Here is a 26,999-nt window from a genome sequence, read left to right on the forward strand (position 1 = left end):
ACCGGAAGGTCCGGTGCCGCTGTTGTTTCCGGCCCTGGGTGGCCGGCACCTTGAGGAATGCGATGTCGATGGACGAAGCCACTGAACTGAAGAAGCTGCGCTGGCGGTGCCGGCGTGGCATGCGTGAACTGGACCAGCTGTTCGGGCGTTACCTGGACCGTTGCTGGCTGCAGGCACCCACTGAAGAGCGGGAGGTTTTCCTGTTCCTGCTGGAAAGTGAAGACGATAGGTTGTGGCGCTGGTTCATGGGTTACGAGGAGTGCCCGCATGCCCAGCCTGCCGCGCTCATCGCCCGGATCCGCGCCCTGCCGGCTTGAGTGGCGGCCCTCGCGCTGGCAGTGCGCTGCGCACTGGCTGATCACCGCGCTGCTGCCCTGGGCGGTGTGCAGCACGGACCTGGCCGACCGCTGGCACTGGCCGACCGCCCTGCTGGCCGTGGCCATCGGCGCAACCGGGGCGTGGCGCTACGGGCGCATGCCCGCCCAGGCGATCGTGATACCGCCCGGTGACGCCCTGGTGCAGGTGGATGGGCAGCCGGTTGACGACCTGCAGCTGTCCGATCGTGGCGTGTTGCTGCAACTGGCCTGGCGCCAGCAGGGGCGCCGCCGTTGGCGGCTGTTCTGGCCCGATACGCTCACCCCGGCGCAACGACGTGAACTGCGACTGGCCGTGCGCGCACGCTGCATTTCCCGTTCACGTCCAGCAGTGGCACCATAGCCTGAATTGTCCGGCGCACCTGCATGTTCAAACCCATACCTGTTTCGATCGGTCTGCGCTATCTGCGCGCCAAGCGCCGCAACGGCTTCATCTCCTTCATTTCGATGGCCTCCATCCTCGGCATCGCGCTGGGCGTGACCGTGCTGATCACCACGCTGGCGGTAATGAGCGGCTTCCAGAAGGAGATCCGCGACCGCCTGCTGCAGATGACCGCCCATACCACCATCACCAGCGATGGCGCGCCGATGTCGGACTGGCAGCGTGCGGTGGACGCGGCCAAGAAGGATCCGCGCGTGGCCGGCGCCGCGCCGTACATCGAGATCCAGGCCATGCTCAGCGGTCCGCGCGTGCAGGGCGCGATCGTGCAGGGCATCGACCCGGCGCTGGAGCCGGGCGTGTCGGTGATCAACCAGAAGCTGGTCAAGGGCAGTTTCGACAGCCTCACCCCGGGCAGCTACAACCTGCTGGTGGGCAAGGAACTGGCGCTCTGGCTGGGCGTGGATGTCGGCGACACCGTGCTGGTCACCCTGGCCGAAGTGCAGGGCACCCCGGTGGGCGCGATGCCACGGCTGAAGCGCTTCACCGTCAGCGGCATCTTCGAGGCGGGCTACAACGAAATCGACAAGGGCGTGGCCTTCGCCAACATGACTGACATGGAACGCGTGCTGCGCATGGACGGTGTCACCGGGGTGCGGCTCAAGCTGCATGACATGGACAAGGCGCTGGACGTCGGCGTGGACCTGGCCCACGGTCTGGGCGGCGCGTACCGGGTCAGTGACTGGACCCAGCAGAACGCCAACCTGTACCACTCGCTGCGCATGGAAAAAGTGGTGATGGGCATCCTGCTCTCGCTGATCATCGCCATGGGCGCGTTCAACCTGGTGTCTTCGCAGGTGATGCTGGTGACCGACAAGCAGGCCGACATCGCCATCCTGCGCACCCTCGGCCTGACCCCGGGCGGGGTGATGCAGGTGTTCATGGTGCAGGGCTCGCTGATCGGCATCATCGGCACGGTCGCCGGCGTGATCGGCGGCATCACCCTTACCTTGAACCTGGAACGCATCCTCGGTGCGATCGAGACGGTGTTCAACGTCAAGCTGCTCCCCGAAGACGTCTACTACATCACCGGCCTGCCCACCGACATGCAGGCACCGGACATCATCGTCATTACGCTCATCGCGCTGGCCATGAGTTTCCTGGCCACCTTGTATCCCGCGTGGCGTGCTGCCCGCACCCAGCCGGCGGAGGCCCTGCGCTATGAATGAGCCGATCTATCGCGGCGACGAAGTGATCCGTGCCCAGGGGCTGGCCAAGGTGTACGCCGAAGGCCGGATGCACACCCCGGTGTTCAACGGGCTGGACCTGACGGTGTCGGCCGGCGAGACGGTGGCCATCATTGGCGCGTCGGGCGCCGGCAAGAGCACGCTGCTGCACCTGCTGGGCGGGTTGGACACGCCCACGGCAGGCGAGGTGTTCGTGATCGGGCATCGCATGTCCGGTCTCACCGACGGCCAGCGCGGTCTGCTGCGCAACCGGGCACTGGGCTTTGTGTACCAGTTCCACCACCTGTTGCCGGAGTTCACCGCGCTGGAAAACGTGATGATGCCCGTGCTGCTGGGCGGCCAGGAGGTAGCGGCCGCCAAGGAGCGCGCGCAGCTGTTGCTGGAGTCGGTTGGCCTGGGCCATCGGCTTGAGCACAAGCCGGGCGAACTGTCCGGCGGCGAGCGCCAGCGTGCGGCCGTAGCGCGCGCGCTGGTCAACAAGCCGGCCTGCGTGCTGGGCGACGAACCCACCGGCAACCTGGATGACAAGACGGCTGCGACGGTGTTCGAGCTGATGCTCGAACTGAACCGCGCGCACCACACCAGCCTGGTGCTGGTGACCCACGACCGCAGCCTGGCGCGCAAGCTGGACCGCGTGTTGGAGCTGCGCGAAGGACGCCTGCACGAGCTGGCCAACAGCGAGGTCTGAGCTGGCCGCTGAATGGCCGGCGCGGGCGTCTGGCCGGCCTCACCTGACAGGTGCATCATCGGCATGTTCATCCTTGAAGGTGGTGCCATGAAGACCCTGATCGGCGCAGCGGCGGTGTGCCTTGCCCTGGTGGCGTGCGCCACCACCGGGCGCCTGTCCAGCCAGCAGCGGCTGGAGCTGTACCGGGCCCACGCCGGCCCGCCGCAGGACAGCCTGCAGAACTTCGGATCGTTGAATGGCTGGACCGAGCTGGGCGACAGTGCGCTGGCGGTCTGGACCCGGCCCAGCGAGGCGTATCTGCTGGAACTGCGTGGTCCGTGCCAGGGCCTGGACTACGCCGCGGCCATCGGCCTGACCAGCCAGATGGGGCGGGTGTCAGCGCGCTTCGACAAGGTGCTGGTGCGTGACCCGACGCCCGGGCCCACCCTGCCGTGCTTCATCGGCAGCATCCGCAAGCTGGATGTGCAGGCCTTGCGTTCGACCGAGAAGGAACTGCGCCAGGCACAGGTGCAGGAACGCCAGGACGCCCAGGACGTACCGGCGAAATGATGGCGTAGGGAAACGGTCGACCATCCCGGTAGCTGCCGGCCGTTGGCCGGCAGGCCGCAATCACGCTTCGGGGACGAAACCGGCCGGCTTTTCGGCATCCTTCTCGAACAGGTATTTCACCAGTTCGGTTTCCAGGAAGGCGCGGTGCTTCGGGTCGCGCGGCGACAGCCGGTTTTCGTTGATCAGCATGGTCTGGTGCGCCAGCCAGGCGCTCCAGGCGCTCTTGCCGATGCCGTTGAAGATGCGCTGGCCCAGCTCGCCGGGGTAGGGCACGAAGTCCAGGCCTTCGGTGTCGCGTTGTTCGTACTGGCAGAAAACGGTGCGGGGCATGGCTTACTCGGACTCGGGTGAAGGTGGTGCGCCCCGCATTGTACGGCGCTTGGGCCGGGCCGGCGGCGTACCGGTGTCCAGCAGCTTGCGGATCGGCGCGGGCAGGCCGAGGCTGGGCAGGTCCGCCGCGGCCACCCAGCGCAGCGTGGGGTCATCCCGCAGCAGGCCGTCCACGCGCTGCACCAGCACCTGCAGGTGCAAGCGGTAGTGGCTGAAGGTGTGTTCCAGCACCGGCAACGCAGTGGCGTCATCCAGCGCGCCCTGCACATGGGCATCGAACCAGTCCTGCAGGTCGCTGCCGGTGTCGGCCTGCGGCAGCGTCCACAGCTGCGCCCAGATCCCGGTGTCCGGGCGCTTCTGCAGCAGCACGCGGCCCTGACCGTCGCGCAGCAGCAGCGCGGTGGCCTCGCGTTCGGGCAGGGTCTTGGACGGCTTGGGCGTGGGCAGCTGGTCTGTTCGGCCTTCGCGGCGCGCCACGCAGTCCGCCTGCAGCGGGCAGATCACGCAGGCCGGCCGGCTGCGGGTGCAGACCGTGGCGCCCAGGTCCATCTGCGCCTGGGTGTAGTCGGCCATGCGCCCGTCCGGCACGTGCGCTACGTGCGCGTCGGCCAGGGCCCACAGCGCCTTCTCTACCTTGGGCAGGCCGGGGAACCCGTCGATGCCGTGGTAGCGCGTCAGCACGCGCTTGACGTTGCCGTCGAGGATCGCAAAACGGTCGTTCCAGGCCTGGCTCAGGATCGCCGCGGCGGTGCTGCGGCCGATGCCGGGCAGCGCGTTCAACGCCTCGACATCGCGTGGCAGCGCGCCGTCGTGCCGTTCAACGCAGCGCTGCGCGGCGGCATGCAGGTTGCGGGCGCGGGCGTAGTAGCCCAGCCCGGCCCACTGCGCCATCACCGCATCGTTGCTGGCCGCAGCGAGGTCGGGCAGGGTGGGGAACACGCGCAGGAACGCCAGGAAGTACGGAATGACCGTGGCCACCTGGGTCTGCTGCAGCATGATTTCCGACAGCCACACCCGATACGGCGAACGCGGATGCTGCCACGGCAGATCGTGCCGACCATGGCCGTCGAACCACGGCAGCAGCCGCGCGACGAAGGCATCGTCGGCGGGGACAGGGGCGCTGGCGATGGGCTGGCGTGGCATGGGGAGGTCCGCAAATGGGGTAGAGCCACCCCATGGGTGGCTGTATCGGACGGGGATGCGTCGTCGGCAGCTTGCGCTGTCCCGGCCGGATCGCGCAGCCACCCATGGGGTGGCTCTACCCGTCCGGATCGCGCAGCCACCCATGGGGTGGCTCTACCCGCCCGGGTGCGGCGATGCATTCACCGGCGGCGTGCGGCGGGATGCCCGCCGCGCCGTTCGATCAGCTGCCCAGTGCTTCGGGCAGCAATGCGTCGACGAAGGCTTCCGGGTCGAACACGCGCAGGTCTTCCGGGCGCTCGCCGATGCCGGCGAAGCGGATCGGAATGCCGAATTCGCGGGCCAGGGCAAATACCACGCCACCCTTGGCGGTGCCGTCCAGCTTGGTCACCACCAGTCCGGTCACGTTGACCGCGGCGTGGAACTGGCGCAGCTGCGACAGCGCGTTCTGCCCGGTGGTGCCGTCGATCACCATCAGCACCTCGTGCGGTGCGGCCGGGTCGATCTTGCCCAGCACGCGGCGGATCTTGCCCAGTTCGTTCATCAGCCCGCCCTGGGTGTGCAGGCGGCCGGCGGTGTCGGCGATCAGCACTTCGGTGCCACGGGCCTTGCCGGCCTGCAGGGCGTCGAATGCCACCGAGGCGGCATCGGCGTTCTGGCCCTGTGCGACCACGGTGACGCCATTGCGTTCGCCCCAGATCTGCAGCTGGGCCACGGCGGCGGCGCGGAACGTATCGCCGGCGGCCAGCATCAGGCTGTGGCCATCGTCCTTGAAGCGCTTGGCCAGCTTGCCGATGGTGGTGGTCTTGCCGACGCCGTTGACGCCGACGGTGAGGACCACGAACGGCTTGGCGCTGCGGTCGATGACCAGCGGCTTGGAGACCGGTTGCAGGATGGCGATCAGGTCGCTGCGCAGCGCCGCCAGCAGCGCATTGGCGTCGGCGAACTCGCGCGCCTTCATGCGCTTGCGCAGGCCTTCGACCAGTGCGGTGGTGGCGCCCACGCCGACATCGGCGGTGATCAGCGCGGTTTCCAGTTCGTCCAGCAGGTCGTCGTCGAGTTTGGGGTTGCGCGAGAACAGGCCGCCGAAGCTGCGCGCGATGACGCTGTTGCGCAGGCGGTCACGCCAGCCCAGCTTGCCCGGCGCCGCGGCCGCGGTGCCTTCGGCCGGCTCGGTGGCCAGGGGCTGTGCGGCCTCCTGGGTGATCTGGTTGGCGACCAGTACCGGCGGCGGCAACGGCGCGGCGATGGGTTCGGCCACCACCAGCGGGGCCGCGACGGTTGGTGCGGGCACGGCGGGCGCCACGGCAGCGGCCGTGTCGGGCACGGCGGCGGGGACTACGGCCGGTGCGGCGACAGGGGCGGCCAGCGGCGCTTCGGGCGCGACCGGCGATGGCGACACGGTCGCGGCAGGTGCAACCGGTACAACCGGCGGCAGCGGCGCGGCGGGCGGCGCAACGGGTGCCTCGGCAGCAGGCACCTCGACAGCAGCGGGCGTCTCGATCGGTGCCGGGGCGGTCGGACCGTCCTGGCTGGCCTGCGGGAACGCTGCGGCCAGTTCTTCGGCCGAATAGTGCTGGGTCTTGGGCGCGTCCTGGGGAGCGTCCTGGGTCTTTTTGCGACGGAAGAAACTGAGCATTGGATTCGGCGCTGAAATCAGGGGGATATGCTACCACTGCGCCCTTGGACGGCAGTGCGAACGTCGGCGGTGGGCGTTGTTATGGGCAGCCGACCAACGGTCGGCCCTACGGGCCGCCGCCCGCCACCCGCGTAGAGCCGGGCTCTGCCCGGCTGCCACGGATCGGTTGCGGGTAGAGCCGACCGTTGGTCGGCTGCCGCTGATCGGCTCCTAAAGCCCGCAACACGGCAGCCGCTAACAGCTGTGAAGCACTGCGTCAGTCAGACGCAGTCATACATCGTGGAGTGCAGGACCATGAACGTGATGTCCATCGCCAGCTCAGGCCTGCGCGCCGCCACCCTCGGGGTGCAGGCGGCCGCGTCGAACGTGGCGCGCCTGCCGGTGGCCGATGCCACCCGGATCGGCGTGTCCGGGGCCGCGGCGGCCGGGGGCGGGGTGGACGCCCGCCTGGTCGAGGTGGCGGCCGATCCCGCTGCGCCGGTGGCGGACCTGCTCGCCGCGAAGGAGGCGGTGCTGGCCTTTGCTGCCAATGCCACGATGATTCGCCGCAACGACCAGATGCTGGGCGCGTTGCTGGACGAGCGCGCCTGACCCCGAACTGCACGGTAGTGCCGGCCGCTGGCCGGCTCCTCGCACCGGCATGGTTTCCTGGGAGCCGGCCAGCGGCCAGCACTACCGGGTGCGATTGCAGCCATCAACCGGGTGGGCGAATGCCGACCGTTGGTCGGCACGCACCCGTCCGGCAGCGGTCGCCTTACGCCGACAATTCCAGCAGCAGCTTGTTGAGCCGGCGTACGTAGGCGGCCGGGTCCTTCAGCGTGTCACCGGCGGCCAGCGCGGCCTGTTCGAACAGCACGCGACTGAGGTCGTCGAAGCGGGCGCTGTCGGCTTCCTGGTCCAGCTTGCCGATCAGCGGGTGGCCGGGGTTGAACTCGAACACCGGCTTGCTGTCGGGTACCTTCTGGCCGCTGGCTTCCAGGATCTGGCGCATCTGCAGGCCCAGGTCCTGTTCGCCGATGGCCAGGATCGCCGGGGAGTCGGTGAGGCGGTGCGACACGCGCACGTCGGCCACATCCTCACCGAGCGCGGCCTTGATGCGATCGACCAGGCCCTGCTTGTCCTTGGCGGCTTCCTCCTGTGCCTGCTTGTCTTCGGCGCTTTCCAGCGCGCCCAGGTCCAGGTCGCCGCGGGCGACGTCGACGAACGACTTGCCGTCGAACTCGGTCAGGTAGCCCATCAGCCATTCGTCGATGCGGTCGGTGAACAACAGCACTTCGACGCCCTTCTTGCGGAACACTTCCAGGTGCGGGCTGTCCTTGACCTGGGTGTAGCTGTCGCCGGTCAGGTAGTAGATCTTGTCCTGGCCCTCGATCATGCGGCCCACGTAATCGGCCAGCGACACGCTCTGCTCGCCGCTGGCGTCATGGGTGGAGGCAAAGCGCAGCAGGCCGGCGATCTTTTCGCGGTTGTTGAAGTCTTCGGCGGGGCCTTCCTTGAGCACCTGGCCAAACTGCTTCCAGAAGCTGGCATAGACCTCGGGCTTGTCGGTGGCCAGCTTGTCGAGCATGTCCAGCGAACGCTTGGTCAGGGCCGACTTCATGGAGTCGATGACCGGGCCGGACTGCAGGATTTCGCGCGAGACATTCAACGACAGGTCGTTGGAATCGACCACGCCCTTGATGAAACGCAGGTACATCGGCAGGAACTGTTCGGCCTGGTCCATGACGAACACGCGCTGCACGTAGAGCTTCAGGCCCTTGGGGGCGTCGCGGTGGTACAGGTCGAACGGGGCGTGGCCGGGCACGTACAGCAGCGAGGTGTACTCGAGCTTGCCTTCAACCTTGTTATGGCTCCATGCCAGCGCATCCTGGTGGTCATGGGCGGCGTGCTTGTAGAACTCCTGGTACTCGGCGTCGCTGATCTCGGTGCGCGGGCGGGTCCACAGGGCGCTGGCGCGGTTGACGGTTTCCCATTCAACCTCGGCCGGGGCGTCGTCGCCGTGGTGTTCCTTGACCATCTGGATCGGCAGGCCGATGTGGTCGGAGTACTTCTTGATGATGCCGCGCAGGCGCCAGGCATCGGCGAAGTCGTGCTGGTCGTCCTTGAGGTGCAGGACGATGCGGGTGCCGCGCTCGGGCTTGTCGATGGCTTCGACGTCGAACTCGCCTTCACCGCGCGAGGACCAGTGCACGCCCTCGCTGGCGGGCAGGCCGGCGCGGCGGGAGTAGACGTCGACCTGGTCGGCGACGATGAAGGCGCTGTAGAAGCCGACGCCGAACTGGCCGATGAGCTGGGAGTCCTTCTTCTGGTCGCCGGAGAGCTGGCGCAGGAAGTCACCGGTGCCGGACTTGGCGATGGTGCCGAGGTGCGCGATGGCATCCTCGCGGCTCATGCCGATGCCGTTGTCGTCGATGGTGAGGGTATGGGCGTCGGCATCGACGCTGACGCGGATGCGCAGGTCGCCGTCGTTTTCGAGCAGGGCCGGCTGGGTCAGCGCTTCGAAGCGCAGTTTGTCGGAGGCATCGGCGGCGTTGGAGATGAGCTCGCGAAGGAAGATTTCCTTGTTGGAGTACAGCGAGTGGATCATCAGCTGCAGCAGCTGTTTGACTTCGGTCTGGAAGCCCAGGGTTTGTTTTTGGGTCTGCTCGGTCACGGTGACGATGCTCCTTGGACGATGCCGCGCCCGGCGCGGCGGCTGGCTCAAGGGGTAGGGGTGGTGGGGGTGGTTTTCAAGAGCCGGAGCCGGAGCCGAAGCCGAAGCCGAAGCATGAAGCATGAAGCCTGGATCGCGGCGCCTGCCTGTCTGCGTGGGAGGTTGGCGGGGGCGCGGTCCCGGGACACGGCGTAAATCCATCCCTGGAGCCTCGTGGGCAACATCCATGTTGCCCAACGGTCCCGGGACCGCGCCCCCGCCAACCTCTGGCAGACGTTCCGGGTGGCGCGGATGATGTCTGCGAAGCCTCCGACGCCTCCGACGCCTGCGACGCCTGCGACGCTCGTGACGCCTGCGATGCCTGCGATGCCGGTAGAGCCACGCCATGCGTGGCTGCTCTCACGGGGCAGGGGTGTTGGTAGCGTCCGGTAGAGCCACGCCATGCGTGGCTGCTTTTCGTTCCGCCATTGGCATGTGTGTGGTGAGGGTGGCTGGACCGCCTAGAATGGCGCCCTGAATCGCCTGATCCCTGTGCCCATGACCTGCTTCCTTCCGTTCGACACGTCCGTGTGTTCCTTCCGGTGCCCCGCATGAAGCCGCGCCCGCCGGTGGCGGCGGCCGTGGGCCAGGTGCGGATCATTGGCGGCAAATGGCGCGGGACGAAGTTGCCGGTGCCGCTGTCGCCGGGGCTGCGGCCCAGCAGCGACCGGGTCCGGGAGACGCTGTTCAACTGGCTGATGCCGCGGATTGGCGGGGCGCGGGTGCTGGACCTGTTTGCCGGGAGCGGGGCGCTGGGGCTGGAGGCGGTGTCGCGTGGGGCCGGGCAGGCGACGTTGGTGGAGCGCGATGCCGCATTGGCCCGCCAGCTGCGCGAATCGGTGGCCAAGCTGGGCGCGCAGGGGCAGGTGGCGGTCGTGCAGGCCGATGCGCTGCAGTGGCTGGCGCAGCCGCCGGCGGGGCAGGCCGATATCGTGTTCGTGGACCCGCCGTTCGCCGCCGGGCTGTGGGAGCAGGTGCTGGCCGGGCTGGGGCCGCACCTGGCCGCCGATGCCTGGCTGTACCTGGAGGCACCGGCCGAGCAGGCGCCGCGGGTGCCCGCGCCGTGGCTGCTGCACCGCGAGGGCGGTACCCGGGAGGTGCGTTTTGCCCTGTACCGCCGCGCCACTGCTACACTTTCACCAGATCACAACGTGTAGCTGACGTATGACCGTGGCCAACCGCCGCATTGCCGTTTACCCGGGCACCTTCGATCCGATCACCAACGGTCACATCGACCTGGTGAACCGGGCCGCGCCGCTGTTCGAGAAGGTCGTGGTTGGCGTGGCGCAGAGCCCGTCCAAGGGCCCGACGCTGCCGCTGGAGCTGCGCGTGCAGCTGGCGCGCGATGCGCTGGGCCACAACCGCAACGTGGAGGTGATCGGCTTCGATACCCTGCTGGCGCATTTCGTGCGCTCGGTGCAGGGCGGGGTGCTGCTGCGCGGCCTGCGCGCGGTCTCCGATTTCGAGTACGAATTCCAGATGGCGAGCATGAACCGCCACCTGATCCCGGAGGTCGAGACCCTGTTCCTGACCCCGGCCGAGCAGCACAGCTTCATTTCGTCTTCGCTGGTCCGCGAGATCGCCCGTCTGGGCGGCGACGTGTCCGGCTTCGTGCCCGCCTCGGTCCTCGAGGCGCTGCGCAAGGTCCGTGAAGCGAAGTCGGGCCAGTCGTAACCACCTGTCAGATCCACACATACCAAGAATCACCAAGGGAGGAATTCCATGAACAACACCATGCGTGCCATGTTGATCGCGTCGTTCGCGCTGGCCTTCACCGCCTGCAAGAAGGAAGAGGCTGCTCCGGTCGCCGAGGCCCAGCAGGCGCTGGTCGCCCCGGACGCCAATGACGACGCCGGCTGGAAGAAGTACCTGCAGGCCGTGGCCGTGCAGAACATGGGCAACATCACCAACAGCCCGTTCCTGTACTACCTGTCCCCGGAATCGGACCCGGAGTTCGCCGCCAAGTACGAGCGTCAGGTCGAGAGCGCCACCCAGGCCGTCGCGCGCGGCATCCAGCCGGGCAACATGCTGGCCTTCGGTTCGTCGGCGTCCTCGAAGATGGCCGACATGATCCAGGCCGTGTTCAAGGACGTGCCGGCGGACTCGATGAAGAACGTGCGCGTGGTGTTCATCGGCAAGGCCGCTGACAACGCCCGCGTGCAGTCGATCATCCAGCCGACCGGCGCCGAGTACATCTTCGTAGAAGCCAAGTAACCCGTGCAGTGGCGGCCGCGCGTTCCGCGTGGCCCGGGCGGCTTCTGCGAGGAAGCTGCCGATGACCGGCCGGCGCCCGTGCGCTGGCCGGTCTTCATCCGCCGGCGCGGGCGTGGAGTAACGCCATGTCGCTGAAAATCAATGAGCTCTGCGTCAACTGTGACGTGTGTGAGCCGGCCTGTCCCAACCAGGCCATCTCGATGGGTGAAACCATCTACGTGATCGATCCGGCCCGCTGCACCGAGTGCGTGGGACATTTCGACGAACCCCAGTGCGTGGTCGTCTGCCCGGTGGAATGCATCGATCCCGATCCGGACATCCCGGAAACCCAGGACGCCCTGCTGGCCAAGTTGTTCGGGCTGCAGCGCGACCATCCCGAACTTTATGCGGAGCCCCCATCCGAATGAACATGTTGTCGCGTCGTTGGTTGCTGCTCGTCCTGTTGTGGTCCCCGGTGGCATGGTCCGCCGCACCCGCACAGGGTTCCCTGGCCAGCCATCCGGACGGCGCGGCCATTGCCAGCGGCCACCACCTGGCCACCGAGGCCGGCATGGAGATCCTGGCCAAGGGCGGCAATGCGTTCGATGCGGCGGTGGCGGTGTCGTCCACCCTGGCGGTGGTCGAGCCGATCAGCTCGGGGCTGGGCGGCGGCGGGTTCTTCCTGCTGCATGACGCCCGCACCGGCAAGGACGTGATGCTGGACGCGCGCGAAACCGCGCCGCAGGCCGGCACCGAGGCCGCCTTCCTGGACAGCAAGGGCGAACTGGACCGCGACCGCTCGGTCAACGGCCCGTGGTCGGCCGGCATCCCCGGCCTGCCGGCGGCGCTGGTGGAGCTGTCGTCCAAGCACGGCAAGCTGCCGCTGCGCACGTCGCTGGGCCCGGCGATGCGGATCGCCAGCGAAGGCTTCCCGGTGTATGCGCGCATGGCCAAGGGCTATGCATCGCGCCGCGAAGTGATGGAACGCTACCCCGGCACGCGCGAGGTGTACCTGCGCAACGGCAAGCCGATCGCCGAAGGCGACCTGTTCCGCCAGCCCGAACTGGCTGCCACGCTGGAACGGTTGGCCGACAAGGGCTTCGACGGCTTCTACCGCGGCCAGACCGGCAAGGCGCTGCTGGCCGGCGTGAAGCAGGCCGGCGGCAAGTGGACCGCCGACGAACTGGCCGGCTACCGGGTCAAGCTGCGCGAACCGATCGTGTTCAAGTACCGCGACTGGACCATCACCACCGCCTCGCCGCCGTCGTCCGGTGGCATCGCGCTGGCGTCGATGCTGCAGATCCTGGAAGGCTGGGATCTCAAATCGATGGACCAGGCCCACCGCGCCCACCTGGTGGTGGAAGCGATGCGCCGCGCCTACCGTGACCGCACGTTCTTCCTGGGCGACCCGGACTTCGTGCAGATTCCGCAGAAGGTGCTGACCAGCAAGGACTACGCTCAGGGCCTGCGCGCCACGATCCACCCGGAGAAGGCCACCCCGAGCGACCTGCTGTCGGGCAACCCGACCCCGCTGGAAGACGACGAAACCACGCACTTCTCGATCATCGACCGCGACGGCAACCGCGTGGGCGCCACCCAGACGGTGAACCTGCTGTACGGCTCGGGCCTGATTCCCAAGGGCACCGGCGTGCTGCTCAACAACGAAATGGACGATTTCGCGCTGAAGCCGGGCACGCCCAATGCCTTCGGCGTGATGGGCTATGCAGCCAACGCGCCCAAGCCGGGCAAGCGCATGCTCAGCTCGATGACCCCGACCTTCATGGAATCGCCCGACAAGGTGGTGGTGCTGGGTACCCCGGGCGGCAGCCGCATCATCACCATGGTGCTGCTGGGCATCTTGGGCTACGACGACGGCCTGAGTGCTCAGCAGGTCGCCGCCTTGCCGCGTTACCACCACCAGTGGCTGCCCGACGAGATCTCGGCCGAAACCGGCGCGCTGTCGGTGGACACCATCAAGCAGCTGCAGGCGATGGGCCACAAGATCGAACTGCCCGGCGACAGCGCCGAAGGCGGTCGTGGCTCCAGCCATGTGTGGGGCAACCTGCAGACCGTGGAATGGAACCGCGCGACCAACGTGCTCAGTGGCGGCAGCGACCCGCGCAACCCGGTGGGCAGTGCGGCGGTAACCCCTGCCGCCGCGCGCTGAGCCGGCGTCACCGTTCTCGCGAAAACCCCGCCCGCCGGCGGGGTTTTTCGTTGTATGAACCGATGCGCCTAGCGAATATTTAACGCGTCGCGCCGGATAATTTGCGCATGAAACTATGGTCGATACGCGGTAACTCACAGAAGCTCGACGGCGGTGCGATGTTCGGCAATGCACCGCGCGCGGTCTGGGAAAAATGGGCGGCACCGGATGATCTGAACCGGATCGAGCTGGCATGCCGCGCGCTGCTGGCCAGTCCGTTGGCCGGTAAGACGGTGCTGTTTGAAACCGGTATCGGCGCGTTCTTCGAGCCGAAGCTGCGCGACCGTTACGGGGTGCAGGAACCGCGCCACGTGCTGATGGAATCGCTGCGCGAGGCCGGCTTCGAGCATGAGGATATCGACGTTGTGGTGCTGAGCCACCTGCACTTCGACCACGCCGGTGGCCTGCTGGCACAGTGGAGCGAGGGGCGCGAGCTGGAGCTGCTGTTTCCCAATGCCACCTTCCTGGTGGGCGCCGAGCACTGGCAGCGGGCGCTGCACCCGCACCCGCGCGACCGCGCCAGCTTCATTCCCGAGCTGCCCGGCCTGCTGCAGGCCAGCGGGCGCCTGGAGATTGTGGACGGGCCCTATTCCAAGGCGCTGGGCAACAGCGTGCGCTTCAGCTTCAGCGACGGGCATACCCCGGGCCTGATGCTGGCCGAAATTGTCGGCCCCGAGCAGGTCGATGGCGAGTCGCGGGGCGGCGTCGTGTTCTGTGCCGACCTGATTCCCGGGCGGTCGTGGGTGCACGTGCCGATCACCATGGGCTACGACCGCAACGCCGAACTGCTGATCGACGAGAAGCGCAGCTTCCTGGAAGACAAACTGGCGCGCAACGTGCACCTGTTCTTTACCCACGACCCGCAGTGCGCGCTGGCGCAGGTCGTGCGCGACGACAAAGGCCGCTTCGGCACCGTCCACGAGCAGGGCGAACTGAAGGCCCGCGCGCTGGCCTGAGCCGTCGGGCACCGGTGCCGATACAGGTAGTGCCGGCCGCTGGCCGGCTCCCCGCGACACCACCGACGCTCATGACGAGCCGGCCAGCGGCCGGCACTACCATCGGGCGCAATCCGTCCAACCGCGCCGGTGGGTGCCGACCGTTGGTCGGCACGGCACCCCGATCCACGCAGCGGGCCGCCCCGGCGTAATCCTCAATGCGCCTTCAGGCACCCGCTCATGAAGGTCTTGCGTGCATCGCCGGCCAGCTTCTTCGCGGCGGCATCGGCATTGCAGGTTTTCATGCGTTCCTGCGGCGTGGTCGCCACCGGGGCCGGCCCGCTCAGGCACGCCTTCTGCGCGGACTTGTAGGCCTCGCCAGTCTTGCCCTTGTTCTTGGCCGAACAGTCGGCCATGCGCTGCTGCTGCGGAGTAGCCGCTTGGGCCAGCACGGGGCTGCCAATCAGCAGCAGGCAGGCCAGCAGGGACACAGTCTTCATGGCAACACTCCACGCATGGGTAGGGTTGCGCGCAGCTTCTGCCCACCGATGAGCAGGCCGCGTGAAGAGGCCGGCGGCCGTGGATGGCCGCCGACGAACCTGTGGATCAGCCGACTACGCGGGTACCGAAGATGCGATCACCCGCGTCGCCCAGGCCCGGTAGGATGTAGCCCTTTTCGTTGAGCTGGGCGTCGATGGCGGCAGTGAAGATCTCCACGTCCGGGTGCACGGCCTGCACCGCGGCGATGCCTTCGGGCGCAGCCACCAGGAAAATGCCCTTGATGCGGCGCGCGCCGGCACGCTTGAGCATGTCGATGGTGGCGATCAGGGTGCCGCCGGTGGCCAGCATCGGGTCCAGGATCAACGCATCACGCTCTTCCAGGCGACCGGTCAGGCGCTCGAAGTAGGGCACCGGCTGCAGGGTTTCCTCATCGCGCTGCAGGCCCACCACGCTGACCCGCGCGGCCGGGATCAGCGACAGCACGCCGCTGAGCATGCCCAGCCCGGCACGCAGGATCGGCACCACGGTGATCTTGGCCCCGGCGATGCGCTGCACCGTCACCGGACCGGCCCAGCCGGCCATGGTGTGGGCTTCGGTGTCCAGGTCGGCGGTGGCCTCATAGGCCAGCAGGCCGCCGAGCTCGTTGGCCAGTTCGCGGAAATCCTTGGTGCTCAGGGACGCATCGCGCATCAGGCCGATCTTGTGCTGCACCAGCGGATGGCGCACTTCGACGATTTTCATGGGGAAAGGCAAGGGAAGCAGGAAGGCCGCTAGTGTGCCGCAACCCCACCCGAAGCCAAAGCCCATCCGGGGCCAGCGACCCTCCCGGCCGCCCGCGTGTCACGCCCATGCAACCTCCCGGACATACCGTGCTGACCCAATCTTTACGCCGCTGGGGAATGCCGTGCAGAACAAGAGCGTGTTGGGCCGGGCGATCAGCCTGTCGTTGCTGGTGATGGCCAGTCCGTCGGTATTCGCCGCCGAGACCGCGGTGGGCGCCGGGGCCAGCGGCGCCGGGGCCGTCGACCTGGACCGGGTCGAAGTGCGCCCGCAGCTGGAGTCGCAGACCCGCGCGGTCGACCTCAAGCGCAGCAGCGACGCCATCGAAGACGCGGTATCGTCCGACGCCATGGGCGTGTACCCGGACAAGAACGTGGCCGAGTCGCTGCAGCGCCTGCCCGGCGTCAGCGTCACCCGTGACCAGGGCGAGGGCCGGTTCGTGGTGATCCGTGGCCTGGACGCCAACCTCAACAGCGTCAGCGTCGACGGCATTGCCATCGGCACCCCGGAAGATTCCAGCCGCGCCGCGCCGCTGGACGTGATCCCCTCCGATTCGACCGAGCGCCTGCGCGTGGTCAAGTCGCCCACCCCGGACATGCCCGGCGACGCCATCGGCGGCGCGATCCTGGTGGAGTCGGCCTCGGCCTTCGACCGCGACGGGCGCAGCCTGCGCGGCAAGATCGAAGCCAGCCACCAGCAGCTGTCCGGCCAGACCAGCCCGAAGGCGGCCTTCAACTACAGCGAGGTGTTCGCCGATACCTTCGGCGTGGCGGTGGGCGTGAACTACCAGAAGCGCACCTTCGAATCGGACAATACCGAGGTGGAGTACGGCAATTTCGAGGGCGGTGCCGACGACGACCTGTTCGCCACCAGCCTGCAGCGCCGCAAGTACGAGATCGAACGCAAGCGCATCGGTGCCAACCTCAACCTGGACTGGCATCCCGACGAGGACAACCGCTACTACCTGCGCACGCTGTACAGCCAGTTCGACGACGCCGAAACGCGCCAGCGCACCATTTTCGATTTCGGTGACGAAGGCATCACCGCGCTGGGCGGCAACCAGTACCGCGTGGACGACCTGTCCGCCGACAGCATCCAGAAGCGCATGCGCTACCGCACCAAGAAGGAAAACACTTTCGCCGCCAGCGTCGGCGGTGAGAACCGCCTGAGCGGCGCTGTGGTCGACTACAAGGTGGGCTATACGCGCACTGAAGAGCGCGTCAACGACGAGATGGAAGCGCGTTTCGAGTACGCCGGCGACGAACTGTCCGCCACCGTCGACCAGAACAGCCGGGTGCCGCGCATCGCGCTCAGCGATGCGGGCTGGATGGACAACGGCAACTACGACTTCGACCGCGTGGTGCTGTCGCCCAAGCGGGTGGACGACAAGGAACACAGCGCGCAGGTCAACCTGCGCTTCGACGGCGACAACGCCAGCTACAAGTTCGGCCTGCTCGGCCGCTGGCGCGACCGCGACGTGGACAGCAACGAGCGTGAACTGCGGGTTGGACCGGACATCGCCCTGTCCGACTGGACCACCGGCACGCCCGAGCACCGCGGCGGCACGCTGGGGCAGGGCATGAGCTCGGACGCGATGCGCCGCTACTGGGCGCAGTTCGGCGGCCAGTACAGTGCGCGCCCGCAGGATGCCGGCGGCAATGCGCTGGCCTCGCTGGAAGAAGACTACACCGCCCGCGAGGACATCTTCGCCAGCTACGCGATGGGCACCTGGGACATCGGCGCGCTGCGCATCATCGGCGGCGTGCGCGTGGAGAACACCCAGTTCAGCGCCACCGGCAACAGCGTGGACGTGGCCAGCAACGGCCGCACCTACACCGTGACCCCGCTCACCGTCAGTCGCAGCTACAGCAACGTACTGCCCGGCCTGCACCTGCGTTACGACGCCGGTGATGCCTGGGTGCTGCGCGCGGCGGCCAACAAGACCGTGTCGCGTCCGTCGTTCGGCGACATCGCCCCGCGCGTCGGCCTGAGCCGGGGCGACGAGGAAGTGCGCATCGGCAACCCGCAGCTGGACCCGTACGAATCGAAGAACATCGACCTGTCGATCGAAAAGTACATCGGCACCACCGGCATCCTGTCGCTGGGCCTGTTCCACAAGTCGATCGACGGCTACATCGTCAACACGGTGAGCACCTCCGACCCGGCCTACCCGGACTTCACGGTCACCCGCGTGATCAACGGCAACAAGGCCACCGTCAAGGGCGCCGAGTTCAACTGGCAGCAGCAGCTGGCGTTCCTGCCGGCCGGCTGGGACGGCCTGCTGGTGGGCGCCAGCGGAACCTGGCTGGATACCGATTTCGACCCGGGCCTGGCCGGGCGCGAGCGCGACGACTTCATGCTGCCGCGCGCCTCCAAGCACGTCTACACCGCGCATGTCGGCTATGAGAAGGCCGGTTTCAGCACCCGCGTGGCAGCGGTGTACCGCAGCGAGTACCTGGACACGCTGGGTGACAACGCGGCCTACGACATCTACGTGGCACCCAACACCCAGCTGGATTTCAGCCTGGACTACAAGATCACCGCCAACGTGAGCGTGTACCTGGAAGCGCAGAACCTGCTCGACAAGCCGCTGGAGCTGTACCAGGGCACGCGCGCGCGCACCCTGCAGATGGAAGAGTACGGCCGCACCTATGCGCTGGGCCTGAAGGTGGCGCTGTGATGCGCGCACGTCATGCCGTGGCGGTGGTGAGCCTGGCCCTGCTGGCGGCGTGCAAACCGGCGTCCGCCCCGACCGCCGATGCGCCCGCCAGCGCCGCCGCAGCCCGTTCGATAGCCACCGTGGCCGAAGCCTTCCTTACCCCGATGACCCCGGCCGACAACATCGACTCGCCGGCCAGCTGGACCGCGCCTGACGGCAAGCAGTGGCTGATCGCCACCGCCAAGACCACCCACAAGCTGGTGGTCTATGACGGCCAGACCGGTGCGCACCTGCGTGACGTCGGCAGCCAGGGCACCGCGCCGGGCCAGTTCGACCGCCCCAACGGCATCGCCGTGATCGACGACCTGGTGCTGGTGGTGGAGCGCGACAACCATCGCGTGCAGGTGCTGCACCTGCCCGATTTCGCTCCGCTGGGGGTGTTCGCCGCCGACGACCTGCGCAAGCCCTATGGGCTCTGGGTGAACAAACAGCGCGAAGGCTACGACGTCTACGTCACCGACTCCTACGATGCCGGCGAAGATGCGCAGGGCAATGACGTGCTGCCGCCCCTGTCCGAACTGGACAAGCGCGTGCGTCGCTACGCACTCACGCTGAAAGGGAACGCGCTGAACGCAACGCTGGTGGGCAGCATCGGTGACACCAGCGAAGCCGGCGCCCTGCGCGTGGTCGAATCGATCTGGGGCGATCCGGCCAACGACCGCCTGTTGATTGCCGAGGAAGACGAGACCTACGCCAGCGAGATCAAGGTGTACACACTGGAAGGCCGCTTCACCGGCACGACCTTCGGCCGCGATGCCTTCAAGGCGCAGGCCGAAGGCGTGATGCTGAAAACCTGCGGCAAGGACGGCTGGTGGATCACCACCGAGCAGGGCAAGCAGCGTAGCGTGTTCCACCTGTTCGACCGCCACACCTTGAAGCACGTCGGCGCCTTCCAGGGCAACACGGTGGCCAACACCGACGGCATCTGGCTCGACCAGGGAGCCTCTGCGCGGTTCCCGCACGGCGTGCTGTATGCCGTGCATGACGACCAGGGCGTGGTGGCGTTCGACTGGGCCAACGTCGCCCGGCAGCTGTCGTTGCCGCTGGAGTGCGCGCCATGACCCGCGCCATGCTCGCCGCGGCGGCGCTGCTGGTGGTGCTGCTACTGGGCAACGGCCCGGCCGCGGCAAACACACCGGACAGCGCCGCCGAACCCAACACCCAGGTGCCGGTTGGCAACCGCCACTACGCGGCCACCGGCTTCCCGGACCGCATGGTGGCCTCGCCGGCGCAGGACGCCGCGCGCGGCTTCGGGGTGTCCTGGCGCACCGATGCGTCGGTCAGTACGCCCACGCTGGAGTGGGTGGTCGCGGGCGATTCGCCGGACGTGGGCACGCCCACCCGCATCACGGCGGCCACGCGCGTGCTGGAGACCGAGAACGGCACGGCGCACTACCATCGCGCCGACGTGGCCGGGCTGCAGCCGGACACGCTGTATCTCTGGCGCGTGCAGGGCAACAGCACCTGGAGCGCGTGGCACCAGCTGCGCACCGCAGGCACCGCCCGGCAGCCGCTGACGTTGCTGTATTTCGGCGACACCCAGAACAAGAACCTCAGCCACGTCTCGCGCGTGCTGCGTGCGGGCATCAAGGCCGCACCGGATGCGCGCCTGAGCCTGTTCGCCGGCGACCTGGTCAGCGGTGGCGACGGCCAGGACGACAGCGAGTGGGGCGAGTGGTTCGCCGCCGCCGGCTGGCTGCCGCAGGAAACCGCCGTGGCCCCGGCCATCGGCAACCACGAGTACGTCGAGGAGTTCGAAGACACCCCGCAGGAACGGCGCGTGCTGGGTCGGCACTGGCCGGTGACCTTCGCGCTGCCGCGCAATGGCGTGGACGCGGCCGACACCAGCACCTACTGGTTCGACTACCAGGGCGTGCGCATCGCCGTGCTTGATGGCACCTCGGCACTGGACCTGGGCACCGCGCAGGCGCAGGCCGCCTGGCTGGACACGGTGCTGGCCGACAACCCGCACCCGTGGAGCATCGTGCTGCTGCACCAGCCGTTCTATTCACCGCGCGAGGGCCGCGAGAACACCGAGCTGCGTGACGTGCTGCTGCCGGTGGTGCGCCGCCACCAGGTGGACCTGGTGCTGCAGGGCCATGATCACACCTATGGCCGTCGCGGCGAGGGGCAGGGCGCCACCCCGCAGTTCGTGGTCACCGTGGCCGGTCCCAAGCAGTACCGCCTGTCGGACGAAGCGCGCGCCACGATGGCGCCGGTGGGCGAAGACACCCAGCTCTACCAGGTGCTGAAGATCGACCCGCAGCACCTGCGCTACGAAGCACGCACGGTCACCGGCCAGCTGTACGACGGCTTCGAACTGACCCGTGCTGCCGATGGACGCAAGCGCAAGACCGAACTGACGCAGGGACGCATCGCCCCCCGCGACTGCACGCGCGCACAGACCCTGAAGGGCCGCGCCGACCGTTGCTGGGAATGACCCCCGGTCCGGGCCGTTGCGACGCGCCCGGCCGCTGCTGGAGAAGAAGATGACCCCCCGACGCGTTCTGCCCCTGGCCGCCATCGCCGCCGCCTTGCTGCTGCTGGCCGGCGCCGGCGGCGCCACCAATGCCGTGCTGCACCCGTTCCTGGCCGCCCAGCCCAGGGAGGCCCCGGACGAGGCCAACCTGGCCGTGGAAATCCCGGCCGGCAGTTTCACCAAGTACGAGATCAAGGAAGACGGTCTGGTCCACGTGGACCGCTTCCAGTCGATGCCGGTGGCGTACCCGGCCAACTATGGGTCGATGCCACGCACACTGGCCGGCGACAACGACCCGCTCGACGCGCTGGTGCTGACCCGCGAGCCGCTGCATCCCGGTGTGATCGTGCGGTTCCGTCCGATCGGGTTCCTGAAGATGCTCGACAACGGCGAACATGACGAGAAGGTCATCGGCGTACCCACCGATAAGCTCGACCCCACCTACGCCGGCATCCGCGACCTGCAGGACCTGCCGCTGATCGAACGCCAGCGCATCGAAGCCTTTTTCCGCGTGTACAAGGACCTGCCCGAAGGGCGCAATCCGGTGCAGCTGGATGGCTGGGGCAATGCCGCCGAGGCCAAGGCGCTGATCCGCGCCTCGATGCAGCGCTTCGACCTGCAGCAGCAGCGCCGCAAGGGCGATTGAGGCATCTCAGCCGTTGTATGCTCGGCGCTCTATGGCCGGGGGGCGGATGATGGGCAAGTCGCAGTGGGCAGACGGGTGTGGCGTGACCTTGCTGATACTCGAACTGCTGGTGCTGGCCTTGCCCGTGACCGTGCTCGATGGCATCGGCCTGCTGTTCCTGTCGCGCCCCACCGGCCACCCGGATTACGCACCGATGCTGGTTGGCGTGCTGCTGGCCAGCGTGGCATTGGTCGGCTTCTGGCGACTTGCGTTCGGCTTCCTGCTCGATGGCCTGACCCTGCGCGGTGCACCGCGCTGGGCACGCTGGTGCACCGGCACCGGCGTGTTGCTGTGCCTGGGAGCGTTGCTGGTGGCCAGCCTCTTCAACCGGCTCAACGCGCTGGCCTTCGTCGGTGTGCTTGGCCTGCCGGTGATGGTGCCGCTGGGTCACATGCTGGTGGTATCCCAGCGCGTGCCCACGCCCCCGCCGCTGCCCTAGCCGCGCTCAACCGCGCGCGGCGACCGCCTTGTCCGCACGGCGTTTGAATACCGTCATTTCCTTCTCCGCCTGCTTGTCGCCGTTGCGCTGCGCCACGGCGATGCCTTCCTGCCACGCCCGCGCCGCCGCATCGGCATCGCCGGCAGCCAGCCAGGCCTTGCCCAGCAGTTTCCAGCCCGCCGAATAGGCCGGGTCCTGTGCCACGCAGCGCTGCAGGTGCGCGGCCGCCTGGGCAGGCTCGCCCGCATCCAGCAGGCCCTTGCCCAGGCTGAAGCGCAGCAGTGCACTGTCGCGGCCGGCGTCGAGCATGCGCTGCAGGGCCGTCATGTCCATGGCGAAGCCTCCACGTCGGCGCGGCCATCGATAGGGGTATAGCGGCTGCGGTGGTAGGCCAGCGCCGCGCCCGGTGCCGCCTCCACGCAGACCACCCGGCCCAGGATCAACAGGTGGTCGCCCACCGGCACGCTGCGCTCCACCGTGCACAGCAGCCAGCCGACCGCGTCGCGCACCCGGGGGGCGGCACCCCCCATGTCGAGCACGTCCGTCCCGGTTGGCGTGCGGCGACGCCGCGGATCGGCGAAGTGGCGCGCCACGGCTTCCTGCGCTGAAGACAAGACACTGATGCCGAAGTGCGGCGCGTCGCGGAACCTCGGCAGGTCGACGGCGTGTTCGCCGATGCTCCATGCCACCAACGGTGGCCGCAGCGACAGCGTGGTGAACGAGTTGATCGTCATCGCCACCGGATTGCCCGCCGCCCCATGCACGGCGACCACCGCCACGCCGGTCGGGTACTGTCCGAAGACGTGGCGCAACGCCGCCGGTTCCGGCCCGGTCCCGTCGGCGGCGTCGGCGATGGCCGCCGCGTCCAATGCCGGGCCGGTGCGCATCAGCGCCCGCCCGCCGCCTCGAAGCGACGTGCCACGTCGGCCCAGTTGATCAGGTTGAAGAACGCGCCGATGTAGTCGGGGCGGCGGTTCTGGTAGTGCAGGTAGTAGGCGTGCTCCCACACGTCCAGGCCCAGGATCGGGGTGCCGCCGGACAGGTTGGCGTACGCGCCCATCAACGGGCTGTCCTGGTTGGGGCTGCTTTCCACCAGCAGGCGACCGTCGCGCCCCAGCGTCAACCAGGCCCAGCCGCTGCCGAAGCGGGTCTGCGCGGCCTTGGTGAACGCATCCTTGAAGGCATCGTAGCCGCCCAGATCACGCTCGATCGCTGTGGCCAGCGCGCCGCTGGGCGTGCCGCCGTCGGCGCTGAGCACGGTCCAGAACAGGCTGTGGTTGGCATGCCCGCCGCCGTTGTTGCGCACGGCGGTGCGGACGCTTTCCGGCAGCGCCTCGATATCGGCGATCAGCTGTTCCACCGGCATCGCCGCGATGCCGGCGTCGGCCAGCGCGGCGTTGAGGTTGTTGACGTAGGTCTGGTGATGGCGCGCGTGGTGGATCTCCATCGTCTGCGCGTCGAAGTGCGGCTCCAGGGCGTCGTAGGCGTAGGGCAGGGCGGGCAGGGTGTAGGGCATCGAGACAACTCCGTGAGGGGAGGCGGCATCTTCGGACCTCAAGCGCGGTTGAGGTCAAGCGTGCTGGCGCAGGGATTCAGCCATCGGTGGGTCGCCGGTGCCGGTGCCGTGGCCGGTCACGGTTCGTGGATAGGACAACGGTTGAACTGCGAACGGAACTGCCGCGAAGCCGCCATCACCACCCGGCGCGCGCGGTTGAGGCTGCCCAGCGGCCGGTGCGCAGCGAGCGCGTGCCACGGGGCGAAGGCCAGGGCATCCTCGCGCGCGGCTGCGTCGGCGCTCCACGCCGGCTGTGCATCGATCAACAGGCGCCCCACCGGAACGAACGGGCTGACGCTTTCCGGCCAGACCACGGACGCATCTTCAATCGGCATCTGTGCCAGGTCGCGACACAACTGCACGCGCAGTTCCCATGCTACCGGTGCGGTCAGAGTGGCGAAGAACGCGGCAATGGCGTCGCGCTGGGCGTCCTCGCCGGACGGCAGCGGTTGCCCGGTCAGCGCCAGCAGGGCGGGCGACACCGGGGCCCAGGAAAATTTGGCCATGTACGGCCCGTACAGGAACGGCACTTGGGTGAAGAAGGTTTCGCCCAGCGGATGATGCTGCGGTTCGCCACCCAGTGCCTTCAGGGTGGCGCTTTTCCCGCCCACCGCTTCCAATGCGGCCTCGGCGCCGCGCAACGTGGCCGACAGCACCTGCTTGGTGCGCGGCATGCGCTCGGTGGTGGCGGCCAGCAGTTTCGCCGAGCGCAGGAAGCCCTGCACGCCCGGTGTGGTGAACGCCGGTCCGTTGACCATCAGGAAGTCCTGGCTGTGCTGCTCATCGCCACCCTCCACGCGCTCGCCCTGCACGCCCAGGATCTTCACTGCCATCGCGCGCGGCGTGGACACGCTGTCGGGCAGCTGCTCGGCCGGCGGCGATGACAGCCGCACCAGGGCGTCATACGCGCCGGGGCGGGCGAACAGCCCGTGGGCAAGGTCAGCGGGCAGGTCGTGCGCCACCTGGAAGCGGGCGCGCAGCAGCGCGTGGCCCTTGGCGTGCACCGCCCGATGCGCATGGCCTTCATGCTCGGCGACCGTGCTGGCCATGTCGGTGAACAGCTTGGCCAGGGCAGTGATGGTCTCTTCTTCGTCCGGTGCGCGATGTTCAACGTCGGGCGAGTAGGCAACGGCGGGCGCGAACGGGGTCATGGGGCGGCATCCTGGCAACGGGAGGAGGTGCCGGCTGGCGTGACCATGGATGACGCCCTGGCAGCAGCCGGCTGGGGCATGGGATGCCGCCACCTTGGACGCCGCCGCGTGCAAGGGCGGTGCACGGCGCATGGCTGCCGTGCGAAGGACGCGGCCCGTTACCCGGCGCCCCCTGCTGGAATCACCACTCCAGCGTGTCGAAGAAGGTACCGGCCGCCTCGTCGTCGCCCAGGACGGCCGCCGCTGCCTGCAGGGCCGCGTCGCGATGCTCGGGGCGAAGCTCGCCGTCGTCGTCTTCCAGCGCCTCTCCGGCCGCCTGGTACACGTTTCCCACCGAGGCGAGGACGGCCAGGAAGGTGGGCAGGTCATCGGCCAGCACCGCGGCGTCCCACGTCCCTGCACCGTGGAAGGCGAAGAGGACCTGGCCGGTCCGGGTGTCGAGGATGAAGGGATCGGCGTTCTGGTCGGCGAACACCAGCCACTGTTCGGGCCAGTCCGCGATGCGCGCTCCGGTATCGCCTTCCCAGCGATAGCCCGCCTGCAACGCCCACAAGCGATGCAGCGGCGGGAATTCGACGTTCACGCCGGGCACGCTGATGCCGACCGGTCCCACGCTTGCATGCACCGTCTCGCCCCACGGACCGACCTGCGCATAGAACGCGGCCAGCGCCGGCGGCAGCGCGACGTCGCCTTGCCAGAGGTCGGGCGATTGCGCCTTCAGTGGGCCGAAGCGGGCAAACGAAGCGTGCAGTGCGTGCATGGTGCGGGTCCATCCGGAGCGGGACTGCGAAGACTAGCCAGCATCGATGCGGCACACAAACCCTGCGTGGCGCCCGGCCAGTGCGTGTTCTTCACCGCTGCTGGCTATCATGGCCACGGTTTTTTCGCCTGGGTGATGGTTGTGACGGTAGCGCTGGTGTGGTTTCGCCGTGATCTGCGGCTGCAGGACAACCCGGCCCTGCAGGCCGCGCTGGATGCCGGCCATGTGCCGGTACCGGTCTACATCCATGCGCCGCACGAAGAAGGCGACTGGGCGCCGGGCGGCGCATCCAATGCCTGGCTGCACCGTTCGCTGGCGGCACTGGACGCCGACCTGCGCGCCCGCGGCTCGGCGCTGGTGCTGTGCCAGGGCGACAGCCAAGCCGAGCTGGAGCGCCTGATCGCGCAGACCGGGGCGGTGGCCGTGTACTGGAACCGCAAGTACGAACCGGCCACCCAGCCGCGTGATGCGGCCATCAAGCGCGCGCTGCGCGAGCAGGGCATCAACGCCGAAAGCCACAACGGCAGCCTGCTGCTGGAGCCGTGGGATATCGCCACGCTCCAGGGCAACCCGTACAAGGTGTTCACCCCGTTCTGGCGCAACGCGCTGACCCGCCTGCAGGTGCCGTCCCCCACGCCGCTGCCGGCAACCTTGCCCGCGCACGCGGTGCAGGGCGTTGCACTGGACGCGCTGCAGCTGGCCGCGCTGCTGCCATGGGACGCGCAGTTCTGGGACCACTGGCAGCCCGGTGAAGCCGGCGCGCACGAGGCACTGACGGTGTTCATCGACGGCGCGCTCAACGGGTACCGCCAGCAACGTGACCTGCCCGACCGGGTGGGCACCTCGCTGTTGTCGCCGCACCTGCATTTCGGTGAGATCGCGCCCTGGCAGATCGTGCGCCGGCTGCAGGACGAGCGCAGTGCCAGCCGTGATGCCGACATCGACGGTTACATCCGCGAGCTGGGCTGGCGCGAGTTCTCCTACCACCTGCTGCACCACTTCCCGCAGACCCCGGACCACAACCTCAACCCGCGTTTCGACGGGTTCGGTTGGGCGCCGCCCAACGCCACACAGCTGCAGGCCTGGCAGCAGGGCCGTACCGGCATTCCGATCATCGATGCGGGCATGCGCGAACTGTGGGCCACCGGCTACATGCACAACCGGGTGCGCATGCTGGTGGCCAGCTTCCTGTGCAAGCACCTGCGCCAGCACTGGCGCGACGGCGCGCGCTGGTTCTGGGACACCCTGGTGGATGCCGACCTGGCCAACAACACGATGGGCTGGCAATGGGTGGCCGGTACCGGTGCCGACGCCGCGCCGTATTTCCGCATCTTCAACCCGGTCACCCAGTCGGAGAAGTTCGATCCGCAGGCGCGCTACATCACCCGCTGGGTGCCCGAGCTGGCCTCCCTGCCGCTCAAGGCCCGCTTTGCGCCGTGGCAGCATCCGCACCTGCTGGCCGAGCACGCGCCGACCTATCCCACGCTGCCACTGGTCGACCTGGCCGCGGGACGCGATGCCGCACTGGCCGCCTACCGTCACACCGGCAGCGTGTAAA

General features: G+C 68.4%; 29 protein-coding genes. 18 read left to right on the forward strand and 11 right to left on the reverse strand.

The annotated features are described in order from the left end of the window. Positions 1-68 precede the first annotated feature (68 nt). The 5 genes from ABIA71_RS01375 (at position 69) to ABIA71_RS01395 (ending at position 3,237) form a co-directional block, all read left to right on the forward strand. Positions 69-317 (forward strand): FAD assembly factor SdhE, encoded by a 249-nt coding sequence (locus ABIA71_RS01375; protein WP_038689039.1) that lies wholly within the window; start codon positions 69-71, stop codon positions 315-317. Then, the gene (locus ABIA71_RS01380) at positions 268-717 is read left to right on the forward strand and encodes a hypothetical protein (RefSeq protein WP_354282490.1); all 450 of its coding nucleotides are present in this window, start codon (positions 268-270) and stop codon (positions 715-717) included. The genes ABIA71_RS01375 and ABIA71_RS01380 overlap by 50 nt, the downstream gene beginning before the upstream one ends. A 23-nt stretch (positions 718-740) precedes the next feature. Further along, a complete protein-coding gene (locus ABIA71_RS01385) occupies positions 741-1,982 on the forward strand; it encodes a lipoprotein-releasing ABC transporter permease subunit (protein ID WP_354282492.1) in 1,242 nt (413 codons plus the stop codon). After that, positions 1,975-2,688, forward strand: a complete 714-nt coding sequence (gene lolD / locus ABIA71_RS01390; RefSeq protein ID WP_354282494.1) for a lipoprotein-releasing ABC transporter ATP-binding protein LolD — start codon at positions 1,975-1,977, stop codon at positions 2,686-2,688. Before ABIA71_RS01385 ends, lolD begins: the two co-directional genes overlap by 8 nt. 87 nt (positions 2,689-2,775) lie before the next feature. Next, positions 2,776-3,237 (forward strand): DUF6491 family protein, encoded by a 462-nt coding sequence (locus ABIA71_RS01395; RefSeq protein WP_354282496.1) that lies wholly within the window; start codon positions 2,776-2,778, stop codon positions 3,235-3,237. 60 nt (positions 3,238-3,297) lie between these two features. On the opposite strand, the gene ABIA71_RS01400 is transcribed toward ABIA71_RS01395, so the two are convergent. From ABIA71_RS01400 to ftsY, 3 genes are all read right to left on the reverse strand, one after another. After that, positions 3,298-3,567, reverse strand: coding sequence for an oxidative damage protection protein (locus ABIA71_RS01400; protein WP_038689032.1), 270 nt, complete (start codon positions 3,565-3,567; stop codon positions 3,298-3,300). A gap of 3 nt (positions 3,568-3,570) precedes the next feature. After that, positions 3,571-4,710 carry an A/G-specific adenine glycosylase gene (gene mutY / locus ABIA71_RS01405; protein WP_354282498.1) on the reverse strand — a complete coding sequence of 380 codons (1,140 nt, stop codon included), beginning with the start codon at positions 4,708-4,710 and terminating at the stop codon, positions 3,571-3,573. A gap of 220 nt (positions 4,711-4,930) precedes the next feature. Then, the gene (gene ftsY, locus ABIA71_RS01410) at positions 4,931-6,346 is read right to left on the reverse strand and encodes a signal recognition particle-docking protein FtsY (protein ID WP_354282500.1); all 1,416 of its coding nucleotides are present in this window, start codon (positions 6,344-6,346) and stop codon (positions 4,931-4,933) included. Positions 6,347-6,640: 294 nt separating this feature from the next. Here ftsY and ABIA71_RS01415 point away from each other — a divergent pair, with 294 nt between their 5' ends. Continuing rightward, a complete protein-coding gene (locus ABIA71_RS01415; protein ID WP_354282502.1) occupies positions 6,641-6,937 on the forward strand; it encodes a hypothetical protein in 297 nt (98 codons plus the stop codon). Positions 6,938-7,100: 163 nt separating this feature from the next. Here the strand turns inward: ABIA71_RS01415 and htpG are convergent, their stop codons facing one another. Further along, positions 7,101-8,999, reverse strand: coding sequence for a molecular chaperone HtpG (gene htpG, locus ABIA71_RS01420; RefSeq protein WP_354282504.1), 1,899 nt, complete (start codon positions 8,997-8,999; stop codon positions 7,101-7,103). 590 nt (positions 9,000-9,589) lie between these two features. Between htpG and rsmD the strand changes: the two genes are divergently transcribed. The 6 genes from rsmD to ABIA71_RS01450 all read left to right on the forward strand — a co-directional run bounded on the left by rsmD (position 9,590) and on the right by ABIA71_RS01450 (position 14,393). After that, positions 9,590-10,195: a 16S rRNA (guanine(966)-N(2))-methyltransferase RsmD gene (rsmD, locus tag ABIA71_RS01425; protein ID WP_354282506.1), complete on the forward strand. Its 606-nt coding sequence runs from the start codon at positions 9,590-9,592 to the stop codon at positions 10,193-10,195. A 7-nt stretch (positions 10,196-10,202) separates the two neighbouring features. Beyond that, entirely contained in the window at positions 10,203-10,712 is a 510-nt protein-coding gene (gene coaD / locus ABIA71_RS01430) for a pantetheine-phosphate adenylyltransferase (protein ID WP_159496448.1), read from the forward strand. Positions 10,713-10,760: 48 nt separating this feature from the next. After that, the gene (locus tag ABIA71_RS01435) at positions 10,761-11,252 is read left to right on the forward strand and encodes a hypothetical protein (protein ID WP_038689021.1); all 492 of its coding nucleotides are present in this window, start codon (positions 10,761-10,763) and stop codon (positions 11,250-11,252) included. A gap of 125 nt (positions 11,253-11,377) precedes the next feature. Then, positions 11,378-11,659, forward strand: a complete 282-nt coding sequence (locus ABIA71_RS01440; RefSeq protein ID WP_038689019.1) for a YfhL family 4Fe-4S dicluster ferredoxin — start codon at positions 11,378-11,380, stop codon at positions 11,657-11,659. Continuing rightward, positions 11,656-13,398, forward strand: coding sequence for a gamma-glutamyltransferase (ggt, locus tag ABIA71_RS01445; protein WP_354282509.1), 1,743 nt, complete (start codon positions 11,656-11,658; stop codon positions 13,396-13,398). Before ABIA71_RS01440 ends, ggt begins: the two co-directional genes overlap by 4 nt. Positions 13,399-13,505: 107 nt before the next feature. Then, entirely contained in the window at positions 13,506-14,393 is an 888-nt protein-coding gene (locus ABIA71_RS01450) for an MBL fold metallo-hydrolase (protein ID WP_354282511.1), read from the forward strand. 194 nt (positions 14,394-14,587) lie between these two features. Here ABIA71_RS01450 and ABIA71_RS01455 read toward each other — a convergent pair whose 3' ends face one another. Both ABIA71_RS01455 and upp read right to left on the reverse strand, forming a co-directional pair. After that, positions 14,588-14,872 (reverse strand): PsiF family protein, encoded by a 285-nt coding sequence (locus tag ABIA71_RS01455; protein ID WP_354282513.1) that lies wholly within the window; start codon positions 14,870-14,872, stop codon positions 14,588-14,590. A gap of 106 nt (positions 14,873-14,978) precedes the next feature. Then, positions 14,979-15,614, reverse strand: coding sequence for a uracil phosphoribosyltransferase (gene upp, locus ABIA71_RS01460; RefSeq protein WP_019183235.1), 636 nt, complete (start codon positions 15,612-15,614; stop codon positions 14,979-14,981). A gap of 214 nt (positions 15,615-15,828) precedes the next feature. Here upp and ABIA71_RS01465 point away from each other — a divergent pair, with 214 nt between their 5' ends. The 5 genes from ABIA71_RS01465 to ABIA71_RS01485 all read left to right on the forward strand — a co-directional run bounded on the left by ABIA71_RS01465 (position 15,829) and on the right by ABIA71_RS01485 (position 21,975). Beyond that, entirely contained in the window at positions 15,829-18,333 is a 2,505-nt protein-coding gene (locus tag ABIA71_RS01465) for a TonB-dependent receptor (RefSeq protein WP_502960736.1), read from the forward strand. Further along, positions 18,333-19,433 (forward strand): NHL repeat-containing protein, encoded by a 1,101-nt coding sequence (locus ABIA71_RS01470; protein WP_354282517.1) that lies wholly within the window; start codon positions 18,333-18,335, stop codon positions 19,431-19,433. Before ABIA71_RS01465 ends, ABIA71_RS01470 begins: the two co-directional genes overlap by 1 nt. Continuing rightward, positions 19,430-20,812 carry a purple acid phosphatase family protein gene (locus ABIA71_RS01475; protein ID WP_502960586.1) on the forward strand — a complete coding sequence of 461 codons (1,383 nt, stop codon included), beginning with the start codon at positions 19,430-19,432 and terminating at the stop codon, positions 20,810-20,812. The genes ABIA71_RS01470 and ABIA71_RS01475 overlap by 4 nt, the downstream gene beginning before the upstream one ends. 49 nt (positions 20,813-20,861) lie before the next feature. Next, positions 20,862-21,497: an inorganic diphosphatase gene (locus ABIA71_RS01480; protein ID WP_128096533.1), complete on the forward strand. Its 636-nt coding sequence runs from the start codon at positions 20,862-20,864 to the stop codon at positions 21,495-21,497. Between the two features lie 82 nt (positions 21,498-21,579). After that, positions 21,580-21,975 carry a hypothetical protein gene (locus ABIA71_RS01485; protein WP_354282519.1) on the forward strand — a complete coding sequence of 132 codons (396 nt, stop codon included), beginning with the start codon at positions 21,580-21,582 and terminating at the stop codon, positions 21,973-21,975. Between the two features lie 6 nt (positions 21,976-21,981). Here the strand turns inward: ABIA71_RS01485 and ABIA71_RS01490 are convergent, their stop codons facing one another. From ABIA71_RS01490 to ABIA71_RS01510, 5 genes are all read right to left on the reverse strand, one after another. Beyond that, positions 21,982-22,308 (reverse strand): tetratricopeptide repeat protein, encoded by a 327-nt coding sequence (locus ABIA71_RS01490; protein ID WP_354282521.1) that lies wholly within the window; start codon positions 22,306-22,308, stop codon positions 21,982-21,984. Beyond that, the gene (locus tag ABIA71_RS01495; protein WP_354282523.1) at positions 22,299-22,862 is read right to left on the reverse strand and encodes a flavin reductase family protein; all 564 of its coding nucleotides are present in this window, start codon (positions 22,860-22,862) and stop codon (positions 22,299-22,301) included. The genes ABIA71_RS01490 and ABIA71_RS01495 overlap by 10 nt, the downstream gene beginning before the upstream one ends. After that, positions 22,862-23,491 carry a superoxide dismutase gene (locus ABIA71_RS01500; RefSeq protein ID WP_354282525.1) on the reverse strand — a complete coding sequence of 210 codons (630 nt, stop codon included), beginning with the start codon at positions 23,489-23,491 and terminating at the stop codon, positions 22,862-22,864. The genes ABIA71_RS01495 and ABIA71_RS01500 overlap by 1 nt, the downstream gene beginning before the upstream one ends. 116 nt (positions 23,492-23,607) lie before the next feature. After that, the gene (locus ABIA71_RS01505; protein WP_354282527.1) at positions 23,608-24,681 is read right to left on the reverse strand and encodes a catalase family protein; all 1,074 of its coding nucleotides are present in this window, start codon (positions 24,679-24,681) and stop codon (positions 23,608-23,610) included. Between the two features lie 181 nt (positions 24,682-24,862). Then, positions 24,863-25,441 (reverse strand): SMI1/KNR4 family protein, encoded by a 579-nt coding sequence (locus ABIA71_RS01510; protein WP_354282529.1) that lies wholly within the window; start codon positions 25,439-25,441, stop codon positions 24,863-24,865. A 141-nt stretch (positions 25,442-25,582) separates the two neighbouring features. On the opposite strand from ABIA71_RS01510, the gene ABIA71_RS01515 reads away from it, so the two are divergent. Then, the gene (locus tag ABIA71_RS01515) at positions 25,583-26,998 is read left to right on the forward strand and encodes a cryptochrome/photolyase family protein (RefSeq protein WP_354282901.1); all 1,416 of its coding nucleotides are present in this window, start codon (positions 25,583-25,585) and stop codon (positions 26,996-26,998) included. Position 26,999: the final 1 nt, after the last annotated feature.

It is taken from the genome of Stenotrophomonas sp. 2619, from assembly GCF_040548725.1.
GTDB lineage: Bacteria > Pseudomonadota > Gammaproteobacteria > Xanthomonadales > Xanthomonadaceae > Stenotrophomonas > Stenotrophomonas maltophilia_AP.

Coding starts and splice junctions, on each gene's coding strand:
- ABIA71_RS01375 (WP_038689039.1), top strand. CDS start 69: ATGGACGAAGCCACTGAACTGAAGAAGCTGCGCTGGCGGTGCCGGCGT.
- ABIA71_RS01380 (WP_354282490.1), top strand. CDS start 268: ATGCCCAGCCTGCCGCGCTCATCGCCCGGATCCGCGCCCTGCCGGCTT.
- ABIA71_RS01385 (WP_354282492.1), top strand. CDS start 741: ATGTTCAAACCCATACCTGTTTCGATCGGTCTGCGCTATCTGCGCGCC.
- lolD (WP_354282494.1), top strand. CDS start 1,975: ATGAATGAGCCGATCTATCGCGGCGACGAAGTGATCCGTGCCCAGGGG.
- ABIA71_RS01395 (WP_354282496.1), top strand. CDS start 2,776: ATGAAGACCCTGATCGGCGCAGCGGCGGTGTGCCTTGCCCTGGTGGCG.
- ABIA71_RS01400 (WP_038689032.1), bottom strand. CDS start 3,567: ATGCCCCGCACCGTTTTCTGCCAGTACGAACAACGCGACACCGAAGGC.
- mutY (WP_354282498.1), bottom strand. CDS start 4,710: ATGCCACGCCAGCCCATCGCCAGCGCCCCTGTCCCCGCCGACGATGCC.
- ftsY (WP_354282500.1), bottom strand. CDS start 6,346: ATGCTCAGTTTCTTCCGTCGCAAAAAGACCCAGGACGCTCCCCAGGAC.
- ABIA71_RS01415 (WP_354282502.1), top strand. CDS start 6,641: ATGAACGTGATGTCCATCGCCAGCTCAGGCCTGCGCGCCGCCACCCTC.
- rsmD (WP_354282506.1), top strand. CDS start 9,590: ATGAAGCCGCGCCCGCCGGTGGCGGCGGCCGTGGGCCAGGTGCGGATC.
- coaD (WP_159496448.1), top strand. CDS start 10,203: ATGACCGTGGCCAACCGCCGCATTGCCGTTTACCCGGGCACCTTCGAT.
- ABIA71_RS01435 (WP_038689021.1), top strand. CDS start 10,761: ATGAACAACACCATGCGTGCCATGTTGATCGCGTCGTTCGCGCTGGCC.
- ABIA71_RS01440 (WP_038689019.1), top strand. CDS start 11,378: ATGTCGCTGAAAATCAATGAGCTCTGCGTCAACTGTGACGTGTGTGAG.
- ggt (WP_354282509.1), top strand. CDS start 11,656: ATGAACATGTTGTCGCGTCGTTGGTTGCTGCTCGTCCTGTTGTGGTCC.
- ABIA71_RS01450 (WP_354282511.1), top strand. CDS start 13,506: ATGAAACTATGGTCGATACGCGGTAACTCACAGAAGCTCGACGGCGGT.
- ABIA71_RS01455 (WP_354282513.1), bottom strand. CDS start 14,872: ATGAAGACTGTGTCCCTGCTGGCCTGCCTGCTGCTGATTGGCAGCCCC.
- upp (WP_019183235.1), bottom strand. CDS start 15,614: ATGAAAATCGTCGAAGTGCGCCATCCGCTGGTGCAGCACAAGATCGGC.
- ABIA71_RS01465 (WP_502960736.1), top strand. CDS start 15,829: ATGGCCAGTCCGTCGGTATTCGCCGCCGAGACCGCGGTGGGCGCCGGG.
- ABIA71_RS01470 (WP_354282517.1), top strand. CDS start 18,333: ATGCGCGCACGTCATGCCGTGGCGGTGGTGAGCCTGGCCCTGCTGGCG.
- ABIA71_RS01475 (WP_502960586.1), top strand. CDS start 19,430: ATGACCCGCGCCATGCTCGCCGCGGCGGCGCTGCTGGTGGTGCTGCTA.
- ABIA71_RS01480 (WP_128096533.1), top strand. CDS start 20,862: ATGACCCCCCGACGCGTTCTGCCCCTGGCCGCCATCGCCGCCGCCTTG.
- ABIA71_RS01490 (WP_354282521.1), bottom strand. CDS start 22,308: ATGGACATGACGGCCCTGCAGCGCATGCTCGACGCCGGCCGCGACAGT.
- ABIA71_RS01495 (WP_354282523.1), bottom strand. CDS start 22,862: ATGCGCACCGGCCCGGCATTGGACGCGGCGGCCATCGCCGACGCCGCC.
- ABIA71_RS01500 (WP_354282525.1), bottom strand. CDS start 23,491: ATGCCCTACACCCTGCCCGCCCTGCCCTACGCCTACGACGCCCTGGAG.
- ABIA71_RS01505 (WP_354282527.1), bottom strand. CDS start 24,681: ATGACCCCGTTCGCGCCCGCCGTTGCCTACTCGCCCGACGTTGAACAT.
- ABIA71_RS01510 (WP_354282529.1), bottom strand. CDS start 25,441: ATGCACGCACTGCACGCTTCGTTTGCCCGCTTCGGCCCACTGAAGGCG.